This is a genomic window from Metamycoplasma gateae, from assembly GCF_036352135.1.
Lineage (GTDB): Bacteria > Bacillota_I > Bacilli_A > Mycoplasmatales > Metamycoplasmataceae > Metamycoplasma > Metamycoplasma gateae.
This window is the reverse complement of record NZ_CP143578.1, coordinates 227,232-245,293: the sequence shown is the minus strand read 5'-3', so window position 1 is coordinate 245,293 and position 18,062 is coordinate 227,232. Positions and strand designations below refer to the sequence as shown.

At 24.1% G+C, this 18,062-nt stretch carries 21 protein-coding genes and 2 tRNA genes; 5 read left to right on the top strand and 18 right to left on the bottom strand.

Features of this window, described 5'->3' with window-relative positions:
* Positions 1 to 2 precede the first annotated feature (2 nt).
* From cmk to prfA, 7 genes are all read right to left on the bottom strand, one after another.
* The gene (cmk, locus tag V2E26_RS01185) at positions 3 to 671 is read right to left on the bottom strand and encodes a (d)CMP kinase (RefSeq protein WP_330463620.1); all 669 of its coding nucleotides are present in this window, start codon (positions 669 to 671) and stop codon (positions 3 to 5) included.
* Positions 661 to 957: a hypothetical protein gene (locus V2E26_RS01180; protein ID WP_330463619.1), complete on the bottom strand. Its 297-nt coding sequence runs from the start codon at positions 955 to 957 to the stop codon at positions 661 to 663. The genes cmk and V2E26_RS01180 overlap by 11 nt, the downstream gene beginning before the upstream one ends.
* Positions 958 to 959: 2 nt before the next feature.
* Positions 960 to 2,060, bottom strand: coding sequence for a hypothetical protein (locus V2E26_RS01175; protein WP_330463618.1), 1,101 nt, complete (start codon positions 2,058 to 2,060; stop codon positions 960 to 962).
* A gap of 71 nt (positions 2,061 to 2,131) precedes the next feature.
* Positions 2,132 to 3,976, bottom strand: coding sequence for a type I DNA topoisomerase (gene topA, locus V2E26_RS01170; RefSeq protein WP_330463617.1), 1,845 nt, complete (start codon positions 3,974 to 3,976; stop codon positions 2,132 to 2,134).
* Positions 3,977 to 4,046: 70 nt separating this feature from the next.
* Complete coding sequence (locus V2E26_RS01165; protein WP_330463616.1) at positions 4,047 to 5,150, bottom strand: DnaJ C-terminal domain-containing protein; 1,104 nt, start codon at positions 5,148 to 5,150, stop codon at positions 4,047 to 4,049.
* A gap of 35 nt (positions 5,151 to 5,185) precedes the next feature.
* Positions 5,186 to 5,896: a peptide chain release factor N(5)-glutamine methyltransferase gene (locus V2E26_RS01160; protein WP_330463615.1), complete on the bottom strand. Its 711-nt coding sequence runs from the start codon at positions 5,894 to 5,896 to the stop codon at positions 5,186 to 5,188.
* A gap of 1 nt (position 5,897) precedes the next feature.
* Positions 5,898 to 6,977 (bottom strand): peptide chain release factor 1, encoded by a 1,080-nt coding sequence (gene prfA / locus V2E26_RS01155; protein WP_330463614.1) that lies wholly within the window; start codon positions 6,975 to 6,977, stop codon positions 5,898 to 5,900.
* A gap of 85 nt (positions 6,978 to 7,062) precedes the next feature.
* Between prfA and V2E26_RS01150 the strand changes: the two genes are divergently transcribed.
* A tRNA-Thr gene (locus V2E26_RS01150) sits at positions 7,063 to 7,137 on the top strand.
* Between the two features lie 108 nt (positions 7,138 to 7,245).
* Here the strand turns inward: V2E26_RS01150 and V2E26_RS01145 are convergent.
* The 5 genes from V2E26_RS01145 to V2E26_RS01125 form a co-directional block, all read right to left on the bottom strand.
* Positions 7,246 to 7,320 (bottom strand) — tRNA-Trp (locus tag V2E26_RS01145).
* Between the two features lie 37 nt (positions 7,321 to 7,357).
* Entirely contained in the window at positions 7,358 to 7,582 is a 225-nt protein-coding gene (locus V2E26_RS01140) for an acyl carrier protein (protein WP_330463613.1), read from the bottom strand.
* A gap of 7 nt (positions 7,583 to 7,589) precedes the next feature.
* Positions 7,590 to 8,108 (bottom strand): MHO_1590 family protein, encoded by a 519-nt coding sequence (locus tag V2E26_RS01135; RefSeq protein WP_330463612.1) that lies wholly within the window; start codon positions 8,106 to 8,108, stop codon positions 7,590 to 7,592.
* Positions 8,108 to 9,238: an MHO_1580 family protein gene (locus V2E26_RS01130; RefSeq protein ID WP_330463611.1), complete on the bottom strand. Its 1,131-nt coding sequence runs from the start codon at positions 9,236 to 9,238 to the stop codon at positions 8,108 to 8,110. Before V2E26_RS01130 ends, V2E26_RS01135 begins: the two co-directional genes overlap by 1 nt.
* Positions 9,222 to 9,530 carry an MG284/MPN403 family protein gene (locus tag V2E26_RS01125; RefSeq protein WP_330463610.1) on the bottom strand — a complete coding sequence of 103 codons (309 nt, stop codon included), beginning with the start codon at positions 9,528 to 9,530 and terminating at the stop codon, positions 9,222 to 9,224. The genes V2E26_RS01130 and V2E26_RS01125 overlap by 17 nt, the downstream gene beginning before the upstream one ends.
* Positions 9,531 to 9,646: 116 nt before the next feature.
* Here V2E26_RS01125 and V2E26_RS01120 point away from each other — a divergent pair, with 116 nt between their 5' ends.
* On the top strand, positions 9,647 to 10,354 hold the full coding sequence (locus tag V2E26_RS01120; RefSeq protein ID WP_330463609.1) for a pseudouridine synthase: 708 nt from the start codon (positions 9,647 to 9,649) through the stop codon (positions 10,352 to 10,354).
* 7 nt (positions 10,355 to 10,361) lie between these two features.
* Here the strand turns inward: V2E26_RS01120 and V2E26_RS01115 are convergent, their stop codons facing one another.
* From V2E26_RS01115 to efp, 3 genes are read right to left on the bottom strand one after another with little or no spacing between them, the layout of a single operon-like run.
* The gene (locus tag V2E26_RS01115) at positions 10,362 to 12,200 is read right to left on the bottom strand and encodes a transketolase family protein (protein ID WP_330463608.1); all 1,839 of its coding nucleotides are present in this window, start codon (positions 12,198 to 12,200) and stop codon (positions 10,362 to 10,364) included.
* Positions 12,193 to 12,504 carry an MMB_0454 family protein gene (locus V2E26_RS01110; protein ID WP_330463607.1) on the bottom strand — a complete coding sequence of 104 codons (312 nt, stop codon included), beginning with the start codon at positions 12,502 to 12,504 and terminating at the stop codon, positions 12,193 to 12,195. Before V2E26_RS01110 ends, V2E26_RS01115 begins: the two co-directional genes overlap by 8 nt.
* A gap of 1 nt (position 12,505) precedes the next feature.
* Positions 12,506 to 13,063 carry an elongation factor P gene (gene efp, locus V2E26_RS01105; RefSeq protein ID WP_330463606.1) on the bottom strand — a complete coding sequence of 186 codons (558 nt, stop codon included), beginning with the start codon at positions 13,061 to 13,063 and terminating at the stop codon, positions 12,506 to 12,508.
* Between the two features lie 138 nt (positions 13,064 to 13,201).
* On the opposite strand from efp, the gene nadE reads away from it, so the two are divergent.
* A complete protein-coding gene (gene nadE / locus V2E26_RS01100) occupies positions 13,202 to 13,975 on the top strand; it encodes an NAD(+) synthase (protein ID WP_330463605.1) in 774 nt (257 codons plus the stop codon).
* A gap of 16 nt (positions 13,976 to 13,991) precedes the next feature.
* On the opposite strand, the gene V2E26_RS01095 is transcribed toward nadE, so the two are convergent.
* The 3 genes from V2E26_RS01095 to V2E26_RS01085 form a co-directional block, all read right to left on the bottom strand.
* Positions 13,992 to 15,098: an MHO_1580 family protein gene (locus V2E26_RS01095; protein ID WP_330463604.1), complete on the bottom strand. Its 1,107-nt coding sequence runs from the start codon at positions 15,096 to 15,098 to the stop codon at positions 13,992 to 13,994.
* Positions 15,099 to 15,295: 197 nt separating this feature from the next.
* Positions 15,296 to 15,709 carry a hypothetical protein gene (locus V2E26_RS01090; RefSeq protein WP_330463603.1) on the bottom strand — a complete coding sequence of 138 codons (414 nt, stop codon included), beginning with the start codon at positions 15,707 to 15,709 and terminating at the stop codon, positions 15,296 to 15,298.
* A 141-nt stretch (positions 15,710 to 15,850) separates the two neighbouring features.
* Entirely contained in the window at positions 15,851 to 16,399 is a 549-nt protein-coding gene (locus V2E26_RS01085; RefSeq protein WP_330463602.1) for an inorganic diphosphatase, read from the bottom strand.
* A 106-nt stretch (positions 16,400 to 16,505) separates the two neighbouring features.
* Between V2E26_RS01085 and ruvA the strand changes: the two genes are divergently transcribed.
* Together ruvA and ruvB are read left to right on the top strand one after the other, a co-directional pair.
* A complete protein-coding gene (gene ruvA / locus V2E26_RS01080; protein WP_330463601.1) occupies positions 16,506 to 17,123 on the top strand; it encodes a Holliday junction branch migration protein RuvA in 618 nt (205 codons plus the stop codon).
* A complete protein-coding gene (gene ruvB / locus V2E26_RS01075; protein WP_330463600.1) occupies positions 17,101 to 18,048 on the top strand; it encodes a Holliday junction branch migration DNA helicase RuvB in 948 nt (315 codons plus the stop codon). Before ruvA ends, ruvB begins: the two co-directional genes overlap by 23 nt.
* Positions 18,049 to 18,062: the final 14 nt, after the last annotated feature.

Below are 18,062 nucleotides of genomic sequence, written 5' to 3'. Positions count from 1 at the left end.
ATTTAATTAATCCTTTTCAAAATTTCTTCTAACATAACATTAAAATTTTCTTCAACACTCATATTTGTTGAATCTATTTTTATACTTCCTTCACTAACGATTAAAGGATCAATATCTCGATTCATATCGTTGTAATCACGGATTTTTATTGATTCTAATATCTCATCATAGTTTGATTTTATACCCAAAATATCATTTTGTTTTAATCTTCTTTCTGCTCTAACTTCAGGAGTTGCTCATAGAAAAAATTTAACTTCGGCATTAGGCAAAATTCTATAAGTAGCATCCCTACCATCTACTATTATTCCTTTGTTTTTATTTCCAAATTTTTGAATAAATTCATTTACTTTTAAACGTACTGATTGAAATTTTGCAATCGAAGAAGCAACCAATGATACTCTATCTTCCCTTATTTCTTTGGTAATATCTTTACCATCTAAAAATACATTTTCATCTTCAGAAATGTAAAGGTCATTAAAATTTCAGGAATTATTGATTTCTTCTTCATTTTTTAAATCGATTTTCTTACTAATGGCATTATAAGCTATTGCTCGGTATAAATTACCACTGCTAATAAACTTATAGTTCAATCTTTTAGCAAGCATTTTGGCCATTATTGTTTTGCCAACGCCGCTAGGACCATCGATAGCTATATTTATTTTATTTTCCATTTTTAGCCTCCTCTAAATTTTTTTCAATTTCATAATATTTTGGATCTATGCTAATTTTATTTTTTGATATATTTTTATTATCAACTTGTTGAAGATCTTTAATGATTTTTTCGATTGCAAAAAGATCGTTTAATGTTTCAAATTTATCTAATCCATTAATCACTTCTTCATCGAAATCTAATTCGATTTTTTCTTTTTTAATTATCGATAACAGTTTTTTAATATCTTGTTTTTTACTTGATATTAAAGATGAAATTTTTTTATTTTGATTATCTACTTCTTTCATTATTAAACATCCAATGTAAAAATTTTAATTTCTCCATCACTTTTTATGTCTTTATTATTTTTATGAACAAAAATGTATTTAATTGTTAATTCATTTAAACCTTTTTTAGGGTTTCAAATAACATAAGCTATATTTTCTTGTATAAACGGAACTATTTTAAAATCATCTTTTGGATAAATGTCTTGGAAAGCATCGGTTTTATCTAATATTTTTTCAAATCAATCAAATATTTCTTTTCTAAATTCTTCACTTTCAAAAGTTTGAGATTGTTTTAATTTTAATGATTGAATTTCGTCGTGAATACTTTTTAATTCTTCATTTTCTTCTTCACTTCTATTTTCTTTTGAAGTTAGCTCTTTTTGTCTCTCATCAAGCTTTATTATTTTGGTCTCTAAATTTTTATTTATATTATCGTATTTTTTAATAATTTGTTCTGCTTCTTGTTTATTTTCTGATCATTCATTATAAAATTTTGATCCTGGATAAGTTTTTAAACTATTTGATAGAAAAATGATGTCTTGACTTGATTTAAAATAATACTTAGAATTAGGAGTTGATTTTATTTTATTCAATTCAAATGTTCCTCTTGCGTATTCATAATTTAAAAATACTTCAAAATGAACTTTTAATTTAGAATCTTCACCATTTATAAGTGTTAAATCAGTAAATCTAAAATCTAAAAATTTTGTTTTTTCAAAATCTAAATTAGTATCTATTTTTGTTTTTAAAAAAGAATTTGCGTCAAATTCTTGAGGTTTATTTTTTAATATTTGTTTATCCTCATAAGAAAAAACTTTTTTATCTTTTAAATTTGGATATTTTTCATAAAAAGCATCAATTCGTTTTTTAGCAACACTTTTTTGATTTTGAAAATCATTATATAAATTTTTAGCTTCTAATGATCCGATTATCTCACTTGAAATTTTGATATTTTTAACACTTTCGTTAAATTTTTCAACTGATCAGAATTCCTTTTGAATACTTTTACTATTTTTAACAACGTAATAAATTGCACCACCAACAGCAGCTAGTGTTAATGTTGGTATTACTATCATTGTTCAAATACCAGATATTTTTTTAGCTTTCCTACTTTTGTTTTTCATGATACTTATTTTACTATAATGTTAGGTAATTTTAAAATAAAATACATTAGTATTTTAATGACCAATGTATTTTATTTACTACTTGTTTTTCTTCTTCTGAAGAATTTCTTTGTATTATCCTCGATATTCCTAATATAACGACATGATGGGAATGCTGAACACCCGATAAATTTTTGTTTTTTAATTTTTGTGTATCTATATACCAATTGTGCATTACATTGAGGACAATTTTCATTTAATTTATTATTTTCTAAAACTGTGATATTAATAGAATCCTTAATATCATCATATCTTTCATTAAAGCTATCTCAGAACTTTTGCATTAAAGTCTTATAATCTTCTTTTCCTTCAGAAATTAAGTCTAATTTTCCCTCTATTTTAGCTGTATATTCTTCATTTATTGTTTTTGGAAAACTAGTTAATAATTTGTCTAATACAACTTTTCCAAATTCTGTTGGAATTAAATATCCATCAGTTAATTCAACAAATAATCTTTGTTTAATAACAGAAATAGTTGATGCAAATGTTGAAGGTCTTCCAACTTTAATATCATCTAATTTTTTGATTAATGACCCTTCGTTATATCTTGCTGGAGGAAGGGTTTGTTTATCTTCTTTAATAAACTCATTAACCTTTAATTTATCTCCAACTTTAAGATTTGGTATGTTGATTAAATCTTCCTTTCCTGAGTATGCATAATAACCATCAAATAATACTTGGCTAAAAGACATTCTAAAATTATTATTACCATTTACAAGATTAAATCTATAAATTTGTTTTTCAGGAGAAGTCATTAAAGACATGATAGTTTTATCATAAATTATTTTGTAAATATAAGAATCAACTTCATTCAATTTATGTTTTTCAATAGCTAGTGATGGGGTTAAATTTATATTTGTGGGTCTTATTGCTTCATGGGCATCTTGCTGGCCTGAAAATCCCTTTATTTCTTTGGCAACATATTTTTTTCCAAAGTTATCTTCTATGTATTTTTTAGCTTTTATAATAAAGGCTTCACTTAATCTTGTTGAATCTGTTCTTGGGTAAGAAATTAGTCCTGCCTCGAATAATTTTTGAGCCGATGCTTGAACTACTTTTGAATTATATTTAGCTTCTTTGTACAATATAGATTGTTTAAATGGCGTGTATGCACTTTCTTTACGTTTGGAAATTGTTATATCATCAACAATTAGCTGTTGATTAGAATTTAATAATTCATCATAAATTTCTTGTGCTTTTTGGTTTGAAATTCAAGTATTGTCATCAAATTCCTTATTTTCCTTTATATATAATGAAGCACTTAATTGATTATCTAAAGATGCATTTATTTTTGAATATAAAATAGGAACGAAGTTTTCAATTTCTTTTTCTTTGTCGCAAACCAGTTTTAAAGCAATTGATTGAACTCTTCCAGCTGAAGGATTTGTTGGAGCATTTTTTACCTTTTGTTTCATTAATTGAGATAATCTAAAACCTATTATACGATCTAACATTCTTCTAGATTTTTGTGCATTAACTAAATTACTATCAATTTGAAGAGGATTTTCAATTGCAAGTTTAATGGCTTCATCTGTAATTTCGTTGTACTTAATACGTTTGTATTTTTTTTCTAATTTTAACAATGTAATCAAATTGTTTGCAATTGCTTCACCTTCTCTATCGGGGTCGGTTGCAATTAAAACTTCATTAGCTGACTTTGTTGATTTTTTAAGCTCTGTAATTATGGTCTTTTTTAATGGATCAGGTATCATTTTTGGTTCTCAATTATCAAAATCAATACCTAAATTATTAAGACCACTAGTTGATAGCTTTAAAATATGACCAACGCTAGCTATAACTTTGATATTATCACCAACAATTTTTTGAATTGTATTAACTTTATTTGGCGACTCAACAATCATTATTTTTTCAGACATATAAGACCTCTTTTATTTTGAATTTTATAAACAATAATAATAACATAAAAAAATTAAATTAAAAAAACGACTAGAATTTTTTTAATCATTCTTCTCGTTTTGCATCTTGTTTATCTTTAAATAGTTCATTAATTTGTTTGTTTTCTTCCTTGCTCAATTTTGGGATATAAATATCTAAATTAATGTATAAATCACCTTTATGATTTGAATTTTTATATGGATAACCAGCGTTTTTTATCTTAATTGGCTCGTTTAATTTTAAGTCATGATTTAGTTTAAATTCCGTCTTTCCATATGGTGTAGGAATCAATATTTTTTCTTCAAGTAAAATACTTTTTAAAGAAAGGGGCATAGTAATAAATAAATCATTATTATTCTTTTTAAATAATTTGCTTGGAGTTATAGAAAAAACTATATATAAATCTCCTGGCATATGTCAGTTTAAAGAAGGTTTTCCTAAACCATTTATTTTTATTGTATCCCCATCTTGAACACCAGGAATAATTGAAATTCTTTGTTTCACATTATTTTTAATTGATTTTTTACCATTGCATTTATGACATTTTTTATGTATTGTCTTACCCAAACCATTGCAAGTCTTACAAGGCTTAATCGTTGAAAATATTGAAATTCTTTGATGTACTTTTCCACTTCCGTTACAATCCATACAAGATACAATATCGTTTTTGCTTTCCGCACCACTACCATTGCAAAAATCACAAATGTCATATTTATCTAGGTTAATTTCTACTTCTTTACCAAAAATTGCATCTTCAAAGTTAATATTTAATACAAGTTGTAAATCTAAGCCTCTTTTATTTTCAGCTTCATAATTATTAAATGAACCAAATATATCACCAAAAAAATCAGCTCCAGAAAATCCTGAACCAAAACTTTCAAAAAAACTCGAAAAAATATCTTCAGAATTTCCAAATGAATATGAGTTAGGATCAAATGCAGAATGACCAAATTTATCGTATTTAGATCTCTTGTTTTGATCAGAAAGAATTTCATAAGCCTCTGATATTTCCTTAAATTTTTCCTCTGCATCTGGACTGCTGTTTTTATCAGGATGATATCGCATTGCTAATTTTCTATAAGCGCTTTTTATTTCTTTTTCACTTGCACTTTTATCAATACCTAAAATTTCATAATAATCTCTTTTTTTAGCCATAATAGAAAAATTTTAGCACATTTTTAATTAGAGTGCTATTTTTTTAAACTATTATAATCAAGTACTGCAATTCGATATCTTTTATTAATATCTTTTATAAAAGTTGTATTTGGATATTCCTTTTCTATTCATATTTTTGAAAACTCATCTATTTCAAAAATTAACTTTCCATCCTCATTTAGAAATTTATTTGCTTCATTAATAATTTTTTTATAAAAGTATAACCCTTTTTCTTTTGCGTATAAGGCTTTTTTAGGTTCTCATCTCAGTGAATTAGGAAAATTATCATTTTTATTTAAATAAGGAGGATTAGAAACTATTAGATCAAATTTTTCATTTATTTTTTTAAATAAATTACTTTTTATTACTTTGCAATTTGTTAAATTATTAATTTTAATATTTAATTTTGTTTGTTTGATTGCTTGAGATGAAATATCTGAAAAAGTCGTTTTACAACCAATGTTCTTATTTATTGCAAGACCAATAAAACCTGATCCACAACATAGATCTAAAACTGATGAATTTTTATTAACATATTTATAAGATTCGATGATAACCTCTTCTGTTTCATATCTTGGAATTAAAACATTATATGATATATTTATATGCACATTTTGCATTGTTTGATATCCAATTATTTTTTGTACAGGATAATCCTTTTTTAATAATTTTGCTTCCTTTTTTGAAATAAAAAGAGGTTGCTCATATCTTCTTTTTTCTTGTAGCAATACCTCTTTATCAATCATTTTATAAACCTGCTTCTTGAATTTTTTTTGCTTTTTCATCCGCAATTAATGCTTCGATAATTTTTTCTAAATCACCTTCCATAACAACTTTTAATGAAGTTGAAAATCCAATTCTATGATCCGTAATTCTGTCTTGAGGATAGTTATAAGTTCTTATTTTTTCACTTCTATCTCCGGTTCCGGCAAGTTTTCTTAAACCACTTTCTGCTTCTTCTCTTTTTTGAATTTCAATTTCATATAATCTACTTTTTAAAACTTTTAAAGCAGTTTCTCTATTTTGGATTTGACTTCTTTCATCTTGTGAAGTAACAACAATCCCTGTTGGCTTGTGTGTTATTCTAACTGCCGAATCTGTTGTATTCACAGATTGTCCCCCGGCTCCAGATGATCTAAAAACATCAACTTCAATATCTTCTGGTTTAACAACAATATTAACATCGTCATCTATTTCAGGTAATACCGTTACCGTTGCTGTTGAAGTATGAACTCTACCTTGTGTTTCTGTTGCAGGAACTCTTTGAACTCTATGTACTCCTCGTTCAAATTTCATCTTAGAAAAAACTTTTTCACCCTTTATACTAAAAACTATTTGGCTATATCCTCCGGCTGATCCGTATGTGTAATCTATAACTTTTGTCTTAAAACCCATCTCTTCAGAGTATTTTTGATACATTTTGTATAGATCTCCTGAAAAAATATTAGCTTCATCTCCTCCGGCAGCTCCTCTTATTTCAACAATAACATCTCTTTTATCATTTTCATCCACAGGTAATAAAAGCTCTTTTATTTTTTCTTCAAGATCCTTCATTTGCGTAATTTGATTATCAATATCCCCTCTTGCTAGTTCAATTAATTCTGCATCTTTCTCATTTGATAGAATGTCTTTTGATAACAAATAAAGTTCTTCAATATCTTGATATTTTTTAAAATTTAGATAAATATCTTCAATATCAGATTTTTCCTTTGCAATTTTTGTGTATTGTTTAATATTGTTATATATTTCTGGGTCGTTTAATTTTTGTTCTAATTCTAAATATTGTTTTTTTATAGAACAAAGTGATTCGTACATTGTCTTTTCCATATGTATATAAGTATATTAAATTAATGTAAAATTATTAAAAATAATACTCATTTTTTTATATAATAATATTCAGAATTTTGCATTCGCCGTCATAGCTCAGGGGCAGAGCACTTCCATGGTAAGGAAGGGGTCGCTGGTTCAATTCCAGTTGACGGCACCATATACTAAACGTGCCAAAAAAATAAGAGAATTATTATATTGCTAAATATTAAAATTTAAAAAGAAAAAACAGCAAACGCTGTTTTTATTTTCATTTTAACAAATGATATGGCACGGGTAGCAAGACTCGAACTCACAACACACGGGGTTGAAGCCCGTTGTTCTACCATTGAACTATACCCGTAAATAAATGGTACGATAAATATTTTACCGTATTTTTATTATTTTATATGTTTTTGTTCAATTATATTTATAATGTCTTCAATTGTTTTTAATTTCATTAATTCTTCATCTTTTATTTCTATTTTTAATTTTGATTCTAAATCCGAAACTAAAATAACCAAATCAAGACTATCGATGTTTAACTCTTTTATTTGAGTGTTTAAATCAAAAGTTTTTTTTGTTAATTTTTTCAATTCTTTAAATACTAATTCTTTAAAATTCATTACATAATTATACCTTATTTGTGTATATCTTATATGTTATGGAACTTTTTTCATCATCATTATTTCATTTAAAAGTTATTAATAAATTTTGGTCATCAATTTGTTTGTATGCATAATTCACTTCTCCATTTGTCACAAGCATACGATTCAAAATATCTTTTATTATATAAACAATCATATCTTCATCAATTCATGCTTGTCCGTCACGATAATTTAATTTATCATAGTAATCGGAACTTTTGATATCAGGAAATATTTCTCTTCAATCAACCTCTTTTTTATTTTTATCGTCTAATAAAAATTCTTCATCCCTAGTTTCTTCATTATCATTTTCTTTATCTAGTTCATTTTTTAATTTTGAACTTTTTTTATCAGTATCTATATTATTGTCAATTATATTTTTATGAGTTTCTTCCTTTTTCTTATTTTCTTTCATGATAACAAATGTTGTAGCAACTGCTATTGTTGAAGCGACTACCAACCCTATTCCAGTTCATAGTAATATCTTTTTTGTTCTTTCTTTCATTATTTATCTCCTATTTCCTCAATGTTATTTAATGAATTTGCACTATTTATTATTTCATTAAAATTTTCGTATTTTATTTTGATTCATTTTTCATCAGTCAATCAACCTTTAATATTTTTTGTCTTTAATCTTATTAATCCATTATTTAATCCAAAAAACGGTTTATTTATTTCTTGCGAATAAGATAACTTAAAGTTCTTTAGATTTTTCCCTATATTAAAATTTAGTTCATAGCCAAAAACCCCACTGTAGTTCAACGGAATTAAAAGGCCCGGTTTTGATTTTGGATTTTGATTATTAATAATCACATCATTGCTATATTTATCAAAATATGAATAAGAATCTACATTAACTTGCATAGAATTAAACGATTGATAATTTAACTTAATTTCATACTTATTTTTTAAATTGTTTAAGATTGATAAATCTGAAAATTTTAAGTCATAAATGTCGCTATTATCAAGAATAAAAAATTCATTATTTTGTTTATTAAATTTAGTTATCCTTAAATCTAATATTTTTGTATTATAAAAAGCTTGCTTTAAAATACTAGGTTTGAACGATAAATTTAAATATTTAGTTTCGAAACTGTGGTTAATTAAATTTTTATCTATCCTATCAGGTAAGGAAGTTATTATTATTTCGCTTAAAATTTCTATATTAGTTTCATTATTTATTGATATATTTTTAGAACGACTATTAGGTTTAATTCAATAAGAAAATGATTTTGTTTGATATCAATAATTATTAACTTTATATTGAATTTCAAAATTTAAATTATTTATATCTTTAAATTCAAGCTTATTCTTGCTATCTAAGTTGCTATTGTATGTAAAAATAAATCTACCGACATTTAAATCATAAACAGGTTTAAACTCAACATTTTTATTATTAATAAACCCTGAAACTTTTATTTCTTGAACATTTTTTAAATTATTAAAATGTTCAAAGGTGATTATAAAATCATCGCTTTGTATAATCCTTCTAATTTTTAACTTTGTAAGTTCATTAACACTACTTCAATTTTCTAAATATTTATTTTGTTGTGCATTTAATAAATACTCTTCAGTTCAAACATTTCTATTAATATCATTATTTTGGTCGATGTTTTTATTATGAACAATTAACATAATCAATAAACAGATTAACTAAATAATTAATTTTTTTGTAGTATGAATTTTTTGACCAATTTTCTAAATATCAATAAGGATCGGTTTTCTTTGTTAAAAAATCTTCTATAAATATTTTTTTATAATCTTCACTTAATGAATTTATAAAAAAGTCAATCATATTTATGTTTCTGATATTATTTTTGCTATTTTGAAATTGTTTTAATTTTTGATTCAGACAAAAATTATAAATAAATTCTCTTTTACTTTGCAAACTCATATTTTTTATTTTTTCAATTTTATCTTCTAACATTTTTTCTCCTAATTCAATTAAACAAAATTAATAAAACAAAAAAATAAAGTTGAAACTTTGAATAAAAATATTTATAATATAAATATTAATTTTTACAAGTGTTAAATGGAATATATATGGAAGATAAAATTAAATTGCAAAAAATAATTTCTGAGTATGGATATTGTTCTAGAAGAGAAGCTGAGAAATTAATAAATGATAGAAAAGTTTTTGTTAATAATAAAATTGCAACAATAGGTTTAAGAGTGGGTTATGATGATGAAATTAAAATTAATAATTCTATTATTAGAAAAAAAGAAAAAAAATTTTACTATGTTTTAAATAAACCAAAAAATACTATTTGTACTTTAAAAGATCCTCAAAATAGAACAACAATTTTTGAATGAATGAAAATAGAAGATTACTGTTTTTCAATTGGAAGACTTGATTTTAATACAACTGGTGTTATTTTGATAACTAATGACGGTGATTTTGCTAATTTATTAGCCCATCCTTCATCTAATATCGAAAGAGAGTATATAGCAACATTAGAAAAACCACTAACTGATAAAGATTTATCTTATTTAAATTCAAACTTCGTTAAATTAAATGGAATATTTTCAAAACAAAAAGTTAAAAAAATAAATGATTTGAACTATTCAATAATTTTAAATGAAGGAAGAAATCATCATGTTAAAAATCTATTTTTATTAGTTAATAATTTTGTAAGAAAACTTCATAGAAAAAGATATGGAATTATTACTGATCAAAGTTTAAAGATAGGTGAATTTAGAAGTTTAACTAACAATGAATTAGACTATTTTAAAAAGTTTAAAAAAAGTTAAGTAGGCCTTAACTTTTTTTATTCATTATTGATTTAATAGCTTTTTCAATGTAATTAAAATCTGATTTGAATTTATTGTTTGAATTATTTATATTTAAATTATATCTAGCATATTTCATTCAGCCATCTTTAATATCTTTTGTGAAGGTTATTGCTAACTTTTTGTTATATGATAATTTTTCAAGATTTTCATCGTTAGAAATTGAAATTAAATTTAAATCATATTTTTTAGCTATTTTATAAGCTAATTGTAAATCTGATCCCTTTGCCAATAGTGTGCATTCTGAATTGCCTTTTAACAAGAAGTATGAACCGGAAATAAATTTATGCTTAGAAGTTTGTTCACAATTTCAATTGCTAATAAAATTTAATATTATTACAACAGGAGAATTTGATTTATTTAAAAAATATTCAATAGCTCCTGTTAATTCATTTAAATCTGCTGGATACAATATTTTTAGTTTTTCTATTTGAGATAATAAACTAATTTGATCTTCTTCTTGGAATGAGGAATTTGATTGTGCTAAGGTATTTAAATCGTTATTTAATATATATAAAATTTTTGAATTATCTGATACCGCTTTTTTAATGCTTGGTATTAATGCTTCAGCATATGATAATGAATTAAAAACAAATGGTTTCATATTTGAGTGATTATATAAACCGTTCGCAATTAAACCCATTGCGGTTTTTTTCATTCCTAATAATAACGATCTTCCGTTTCGATTGTTAAATTCATGAACCCCGTTTGAATTTTTAACTTTTATAAGGGTTGAAATAAAAGATGATAGAGCAAAAGTATTTTTGTATTTATCAAAAATATTACTAATGATTGTAAATAAATTTGAATCTATATCGCTTGTGTTTGATAAAAAATTATCATTCACATTTTCTTTTAATTCTTCGTTTAAGAAATTAATTAATTTATCAGAAGGTGTTCATTTTTTGAAAATATTATTATTTTTAACAAAAACTTTTTTATATTCATCAACAACTTCAAGATATGTATCGAAGAAATCACCTTTTTTAAAGTTCGTTTTTTCTTTAAAATCATCTATTTGATCAAATGTTAATAATGAAGTCTTTAAATCATAGTTTTCTGTATTATTAATACTTAATTCACCTAAAGAAGTTTTTATTTCTATAAAAACAGGTTTATTAGATTTTTTTGCTTTGCTTATTGCTTTTGAGATTGATTTATAATCGTTATTATTAACCTTAATGTATTTAAAACCGTATGATTCGTATGTTTTTTTATTATTGAAAAAATTATTTTCATTATAGCTACTTAATAAAGAATTAGAATCGTGTAATACAATAAATTTTCTTAAATTGATTGATCCTGCGTATTGTAATGCCTCAATAGCAACGCCACTTTCCAAATCCTTATTTGATACATAAACATAAGTATAATGACTTATTTCTTTAAAGTTTGCTGATAAATAAGATTGAGCAATCGCAATGCCGACAGCCTCGGCGATCCCATAACCGTGTTTATATGATGAGATTTCAATTCCTAGCTTGTCATTTCTTTTTAAAAAATTGCTGTATTGACAATTTGGCTTATTTATATTTTCAATTTCATTTTTGTTAATTAAACCTAGAAGATATAATATTGAATAATATGTTGGGTTTGCATCGGAATTGCAAAGAATAAATCTATCTCTTGAAACTCAGTTAGGATTTTCAATATCGAATTTGTAATGAAAAGCAAAAAGTGCGTGAAATATTTTTGGTGCACTTATATTAATTGCTATATTACTACTTTTATTTTTAGCAACTTGAGCAAGGGAATTTATTTTTATATTATCTATTGCAAGTTTATTTATTCTTTTATTTTTAAACATTTTCAATACCCTCAAAAATTACATTTATGTTATTTGGTTTTACGTTAATTAATGAGTATATCCTTTCTTCAAGCATAAATATCATTTTCTTTGTTTCAAAAGATAAAATGGAATTCTTTTTTAATTTATATTTGATAAAAATATCAATATTTTTTTTACTTTCATTGATAACTATCCTAGGTTCAGAAATTAAAACAATGTTATTTTGATTTTTAAAAAAATGATTAATTGCTTCATAAATTGTAGATTCTTCCACTTTAAAATCAAAATTCATTTTTGTATTTACTGAAATAAAATTACTCATATTAAGCTCTTCCTACGTATTTTCCAGTTTCAGTTGAAACTAAAATATTTTCACCTTCTTTAATAAATAAAGGAGTTTCAACCACAAAACCTGTTTCTAAAGTCACTTTCTTTTGAGCTGCTTGAGCAGTATTTCCTTTTACTGCGTCTGGTGATTCAGTAACCACTAAAGCTACGTTAGCTGGTAATTCGATATCTAATACTTCTGTTTCGTATTTTCTAACAACAACCTTCATTCCTTCTTTTAAGAAATTTAATTCTCATTGAAGATTTGAAACAGGAATTTCAATTTGTTCAAATGTCTCTTGATCCATTAAAACTACAAAGTCTCCTGCATTATATAAATAATCCATTGATACTTTATCAATCATAGCTTTTTCTACTTTATCTCCACCTGTAAAAGATTTGATTGTTGTAGATCCTGTTCTTAGGTCTTTAGCTTTCGCCTTAACATTAGCTTGTCCTCTACCTTGTTTAGAGTGTTGCGCTTCAAGTACAACATAAATATTTCCGTCTAATTTAAATGTCACACCTGGTTTTAAGTCATTTACGTTTATCATTTTATCTCCTCTATTTTTTTAAATTTATATTTACAAATACTATTTAAATTTAATTTTATTTTTTAAATATACAAAATTATAAATTAATAAATATCAAAACAAATTAAATTTTATTTAATTAATATTAAAATTATTATTATGGTTAAAGAGAAAGAAATTAGTAATAAAAATAACGAAATTTTAGAATATAAAAAATTAATAAAAAAAATAAAAAGTTGAATTTATAGAAAAGTAAAAAGTACGAATGCTTCTGGTATTGTATTAGGAATTTCCGGAGGAATTGATAGTGCTACTTTATCAGTTATATGCCACCAAATTTTCAAAGAAAATGCACACTTTTATTATCTTAAAACAAAAAAAGATACTGAAAATGAAAAAGATATAAAAGAGCTAAATAAAATTTTAAATAATTCAATTATTACAATAAACATTTCGAAGGAATTTGATTTATTTTCTAAAAAGTTTCACTTATCCAACGATTGAATTAAAGCTAATTCAAAATCTCGTTTTTTTATGAATGTTTTGTACACAAAGGCACAGCAAAATAATTCTTTAGTTTTAGGTACTGATAATTTTAATGAATACTATTTAGGCTACTTTACAAAGTGAGGAGATGGAGCATGTGATATCTTGCCCTTTGCTAATTTATTCAAAAGTGATATTTATAAAATGGCCAAAATTCTTAAGGTCCCACAAAGCATAATGAACAAAAAACCAAGTGCAAATTTATTAGATAACCAATATGATGAAGATGAACTTGGATTCACTTATGATCAATTTGAATCTTATTTTGAACCAAAAAACACATTAAACAATGAAATTAAGGCTAAAATTGAGAAGAATTTCAAAAAAACACAGCATAAAAGAAAAATAATTCCTAAGGGTCCTAAAAAAAGTAAAAAGATACTTTAAAGCATCGAAAAATGTTTTATAGTATCTTTTTTGTTCAATTTGAATAGTTTAATTCCTCGAAATCATTATTGGTTTTTAATGCGAGACATTCTAATTTAATAATCCCATCTTCATTATCAAACAATTTTTTTGAAAAGTTTTCTTCGTATTTTATAAAATCTAATCCGTCTATCAATTTCTGTTTTATTTGATATTTTAATTTTATATTACCATTGAATTTTGGAGGAATATGATAACCTCTTAAAGTATTTTCGGACGTTTCAATAAATTCTTTTTTGTCTTTTAGTCATTTATTGTTCCTATCAACATAATAATTAATTTTGCTCTTAAATTTATTTAGATAATTTATTTCTGTTATTATAGGTATAAACATTTCTTTATCACCTTCATTTACAATAACTTTGTCCAAAAAAGAAAATTGATATTGTTTATTTGGAACGTAGTATCTATTTTTGCTCTTTAATTCAATATTTTGCTCAAGCGCTTTATAGAAAAAGGTATTTTGTTTCATATTATTAAAATTTATATTATAAATTAAGTTATTATAATATCCAATGTTTGTTTCAAAAGGATTGACATCATCTTTTAGATTTTCTTCTATTGAGAAATTAATTGATTCAACAAAATTGAACTTTAAATTATGTTCCATCGCATTAATTTTTTTAGTATCAATATTATTTTTTAGAATATTTATATTAATTTTAAAAGCAAGTTTATTAAAATACTCTTTTCTTATTTTTCAATAAAAATTAAAATCTAAAGTTCCTAAATCTAAAAACTTAATAGGAAGACCATCAATAAATTTATTTGTTCTAAATCTTAATTCTGTATCTGAAATTTCTTCAATATCTTCAATTTTTAACCTTTTTTTATTTAGTTCGATTTCTTTATATTTCGAATTATCGTAAGCTCTTTTAGGTATTGTGAATTCAATTACTCAAGTATTATTATTGAAATTTCTAATGATTTCAACGTTAAATTTTTCATTTTTTTCAAGACCAAAGTCTAATAGTTTATTTTTTACTGTTTTTTGTCTTGAAATCTTAGCTGATACTTTTTCATTGTATTCAATTATTTTTTTATTCTTAATAACGTTTGTTGCTTCATTGTAAATTGCTATCATTTTTTTCCTTTTTTGCCTAGTTTATGGCATTTTTATTAAAGCACTCAATTAAAGATATTAAATAAAGTTGAAATTTATATTTTTTTTATTTATAAATAAAAATTTTTTTAATCCCATTACATTTTTGGAAAATACAAAAAATGGAATGTTAATTTGTACCGAAATACAAATAACTACCATTTCTTTTATTTTAGATTTTAATAACTATCTGTTATAGAAAAGCACCACTTTATCATTTTCTCAATGAATTTAATTCTTCTATAAAATGTTGATTTTGAAATATTAAAAGTTTTTCAACTGATATTTTCTAAATCTTTTCTAAACAAAATTGTTAAGAGTATAGATCTATCAATTTCATCCAAATTATTTATAGTATCTATAATAAAGTTTTTCATTGTTTCATTTGTTATAAGTTTACTATTTTTTATATATTCAAAGTTTCTAACTCTTTTTATAAATTCTAGTTCTATTTTTCTTTCTTTTTCATCCAAACTTTCAATAAGTTTAATATTTTCAATATTTTTAGTATTTGCATTTCTTAGTATATTTTTTAATAAATCTTTTAGTATAGGTTTTATAAAAAATAAGTTTTTAAATTTTTCTTTAGCCAAAATATCTCCTTTGTTTTTATTTTATTGTTTTTTTAAAAATAAACAAAGCCGTGAGACATTGAAAAAACTTTTATATTTTGTAAATATAAAAAAAATTAATAAATTTCAAAGAAAAATGCAACCTTCTAAAAAAGTTGCATTTTAAATGTACTTATCTGGATGTAATTCCTTCATTTTATTTATAAATTCTTCTTTGTCTAATGAGCCATATTTTTCCATTAGTTCAACACATTCATTATATTCTTTTTCGGCTCATTCAATGTTTTCAAATCCTGAAACGTTGGTAATATTTGGACCCTTAAAATATTTATAGTTTTTAAAGAAAATTTCTACTGAACGTAATCACATCTTATCGATATCTCCAAGTGATTTAATATGATCTAATCTATAATCATCAGCATGAACTGCAATTAATTTAGTATCAGTTTCACCTGAATCAATCATTTTCATAGCGCCAATAATTCTAGCTTCTACAACTACTCCGGGCATAAATTCTTCAGGAGAATAAACTAGAACATCTAATTCGTCACCATCTCAATCTAAAGCTTCTGAAATATATCCGTAATTTGCAGGATATCTAAATCCTTCTCTTAAAATTCTATCAACTTTAATTTTTCCTGTTTTTCTATCGTATTCATATTTAATTTTTGAATTTTTTGGAATTTCTATATTTACTAATATGTTTTTCATAAATTTAATTTTATCAATTTTTAGCTTTTCTTAATAATTTACTTATTTTTTCACTTATTGCTTTTTGTTGTGTCAAAAGAAATTATATTTTAAGGTGGAGGAAAAAATGACGGTATATTTATATGGAAAAATTGTACATACAAATACAAATTACTTAATTCTAGATCACAATGGTAGAGGCGAATTAATTTATGTGCCTCAAATATCTAGATTTAAAGTAGGTGATGTAAGGAAAATATTTGTCTCGCAAATAATAAACGAATATAACAAAGTATCATATGGGTTTGAAAATTTTAAGGAAATGGTTGTCTTTGAAGATTTAATTTCTCTTCAAGGATTAGGGCCAAAAACAGCAATTTCAATTTTAAACATAGGGTGAGAAAATATTATTAACTATATTGCTAATTCAAACAAAGAAGAATTGACGAAAATTCCTTTTGTCTCATCAAAAATTGCTAATTCAATACTTTTGACTTTTAAAGACAAATATGAAAAATTTATATCAAAAATGAGTGGCGAAGAAATGGATAAGTTTAATAAAACAACAAAATCTAGCTTATTTTTAAAAGAATTTGAAGAAACTATGAAAATGTTAGGATTTAAAAATAATCAAATTAAATTAGCTTTGGATAATATGGAACTAACCAACAACATTGAAGAATCTGTTGAAAATGCAATCAAAATAATCAGTAAAAAACAGAATGAAACAAGAATTCAGGGTTAAAACTTTTGATAATTTCATTGGGCAAAGTAAAATAACTTCAACTCTCAAAGTAATGATTAATTCAGCTAATAAACAAAACAAGCCGATTGATCATATTCTTTTCTATGGTCCTCCTGGTCTTGGAAAAACTACATTAGCTCAAATAATTGCAAACGAAATAAAAACAAACATAATTTATGTTCAGGGTCCATTAATACAGAAAAAAAGTGATTTATTAACTTTATTTTCTTCATTGAAAGAAAATGATATTTTATTTATCGATGAGATACATGGAATAAGTAAAAATATTGAAGAACTTTTATATTCTGCTATTGAGGATTACGTTATTGATTTACCAATTGGTGTTGAAGGCGATATGAAAATTATGCGTTTAAATTTAAATAAATTTTCTTTAATTGGTGCAACGACAAAATTTAATTTAATTTCAAATCCATTAAAGGATAGATTTGGATACATTGGAAAATTAGTCCCTTATAACATTGAAGAAATAAAGAAAATAATTTCAAATTCAGCAAATAGAAATAAAATAAGAATTAATGAAGATGCAATTAATGAAATAGCTAAGAATTGTAGGTTTACTCCTAGAATTGCTAATAATTTGCTTAAAAGAGTTTATGATTTTTCAATTTTCAATAATAAGGAATTAATAGATATTAATTTGGTATTCGAAGCATTTAATTATTTAGAAGTTTATCCAGGGGGCTTAAATGTTTTTCAAATCGAATATTTAAAAATACTAAAAAATACCTTTAAAAACAAATCGGCATCATTAGCGACAATAAGTTCGATATTAAAAGATGATAAAAGCACAATTATAAACGAGTTAGAACCGACACTTATCATAAAAAAATTTATTGAAAAAACGGCAAGAGGAAGAAAAATAACCGAAGAAGGCGAGCAATACTTAGATGATATAAATACATAAATAAATAATCATAA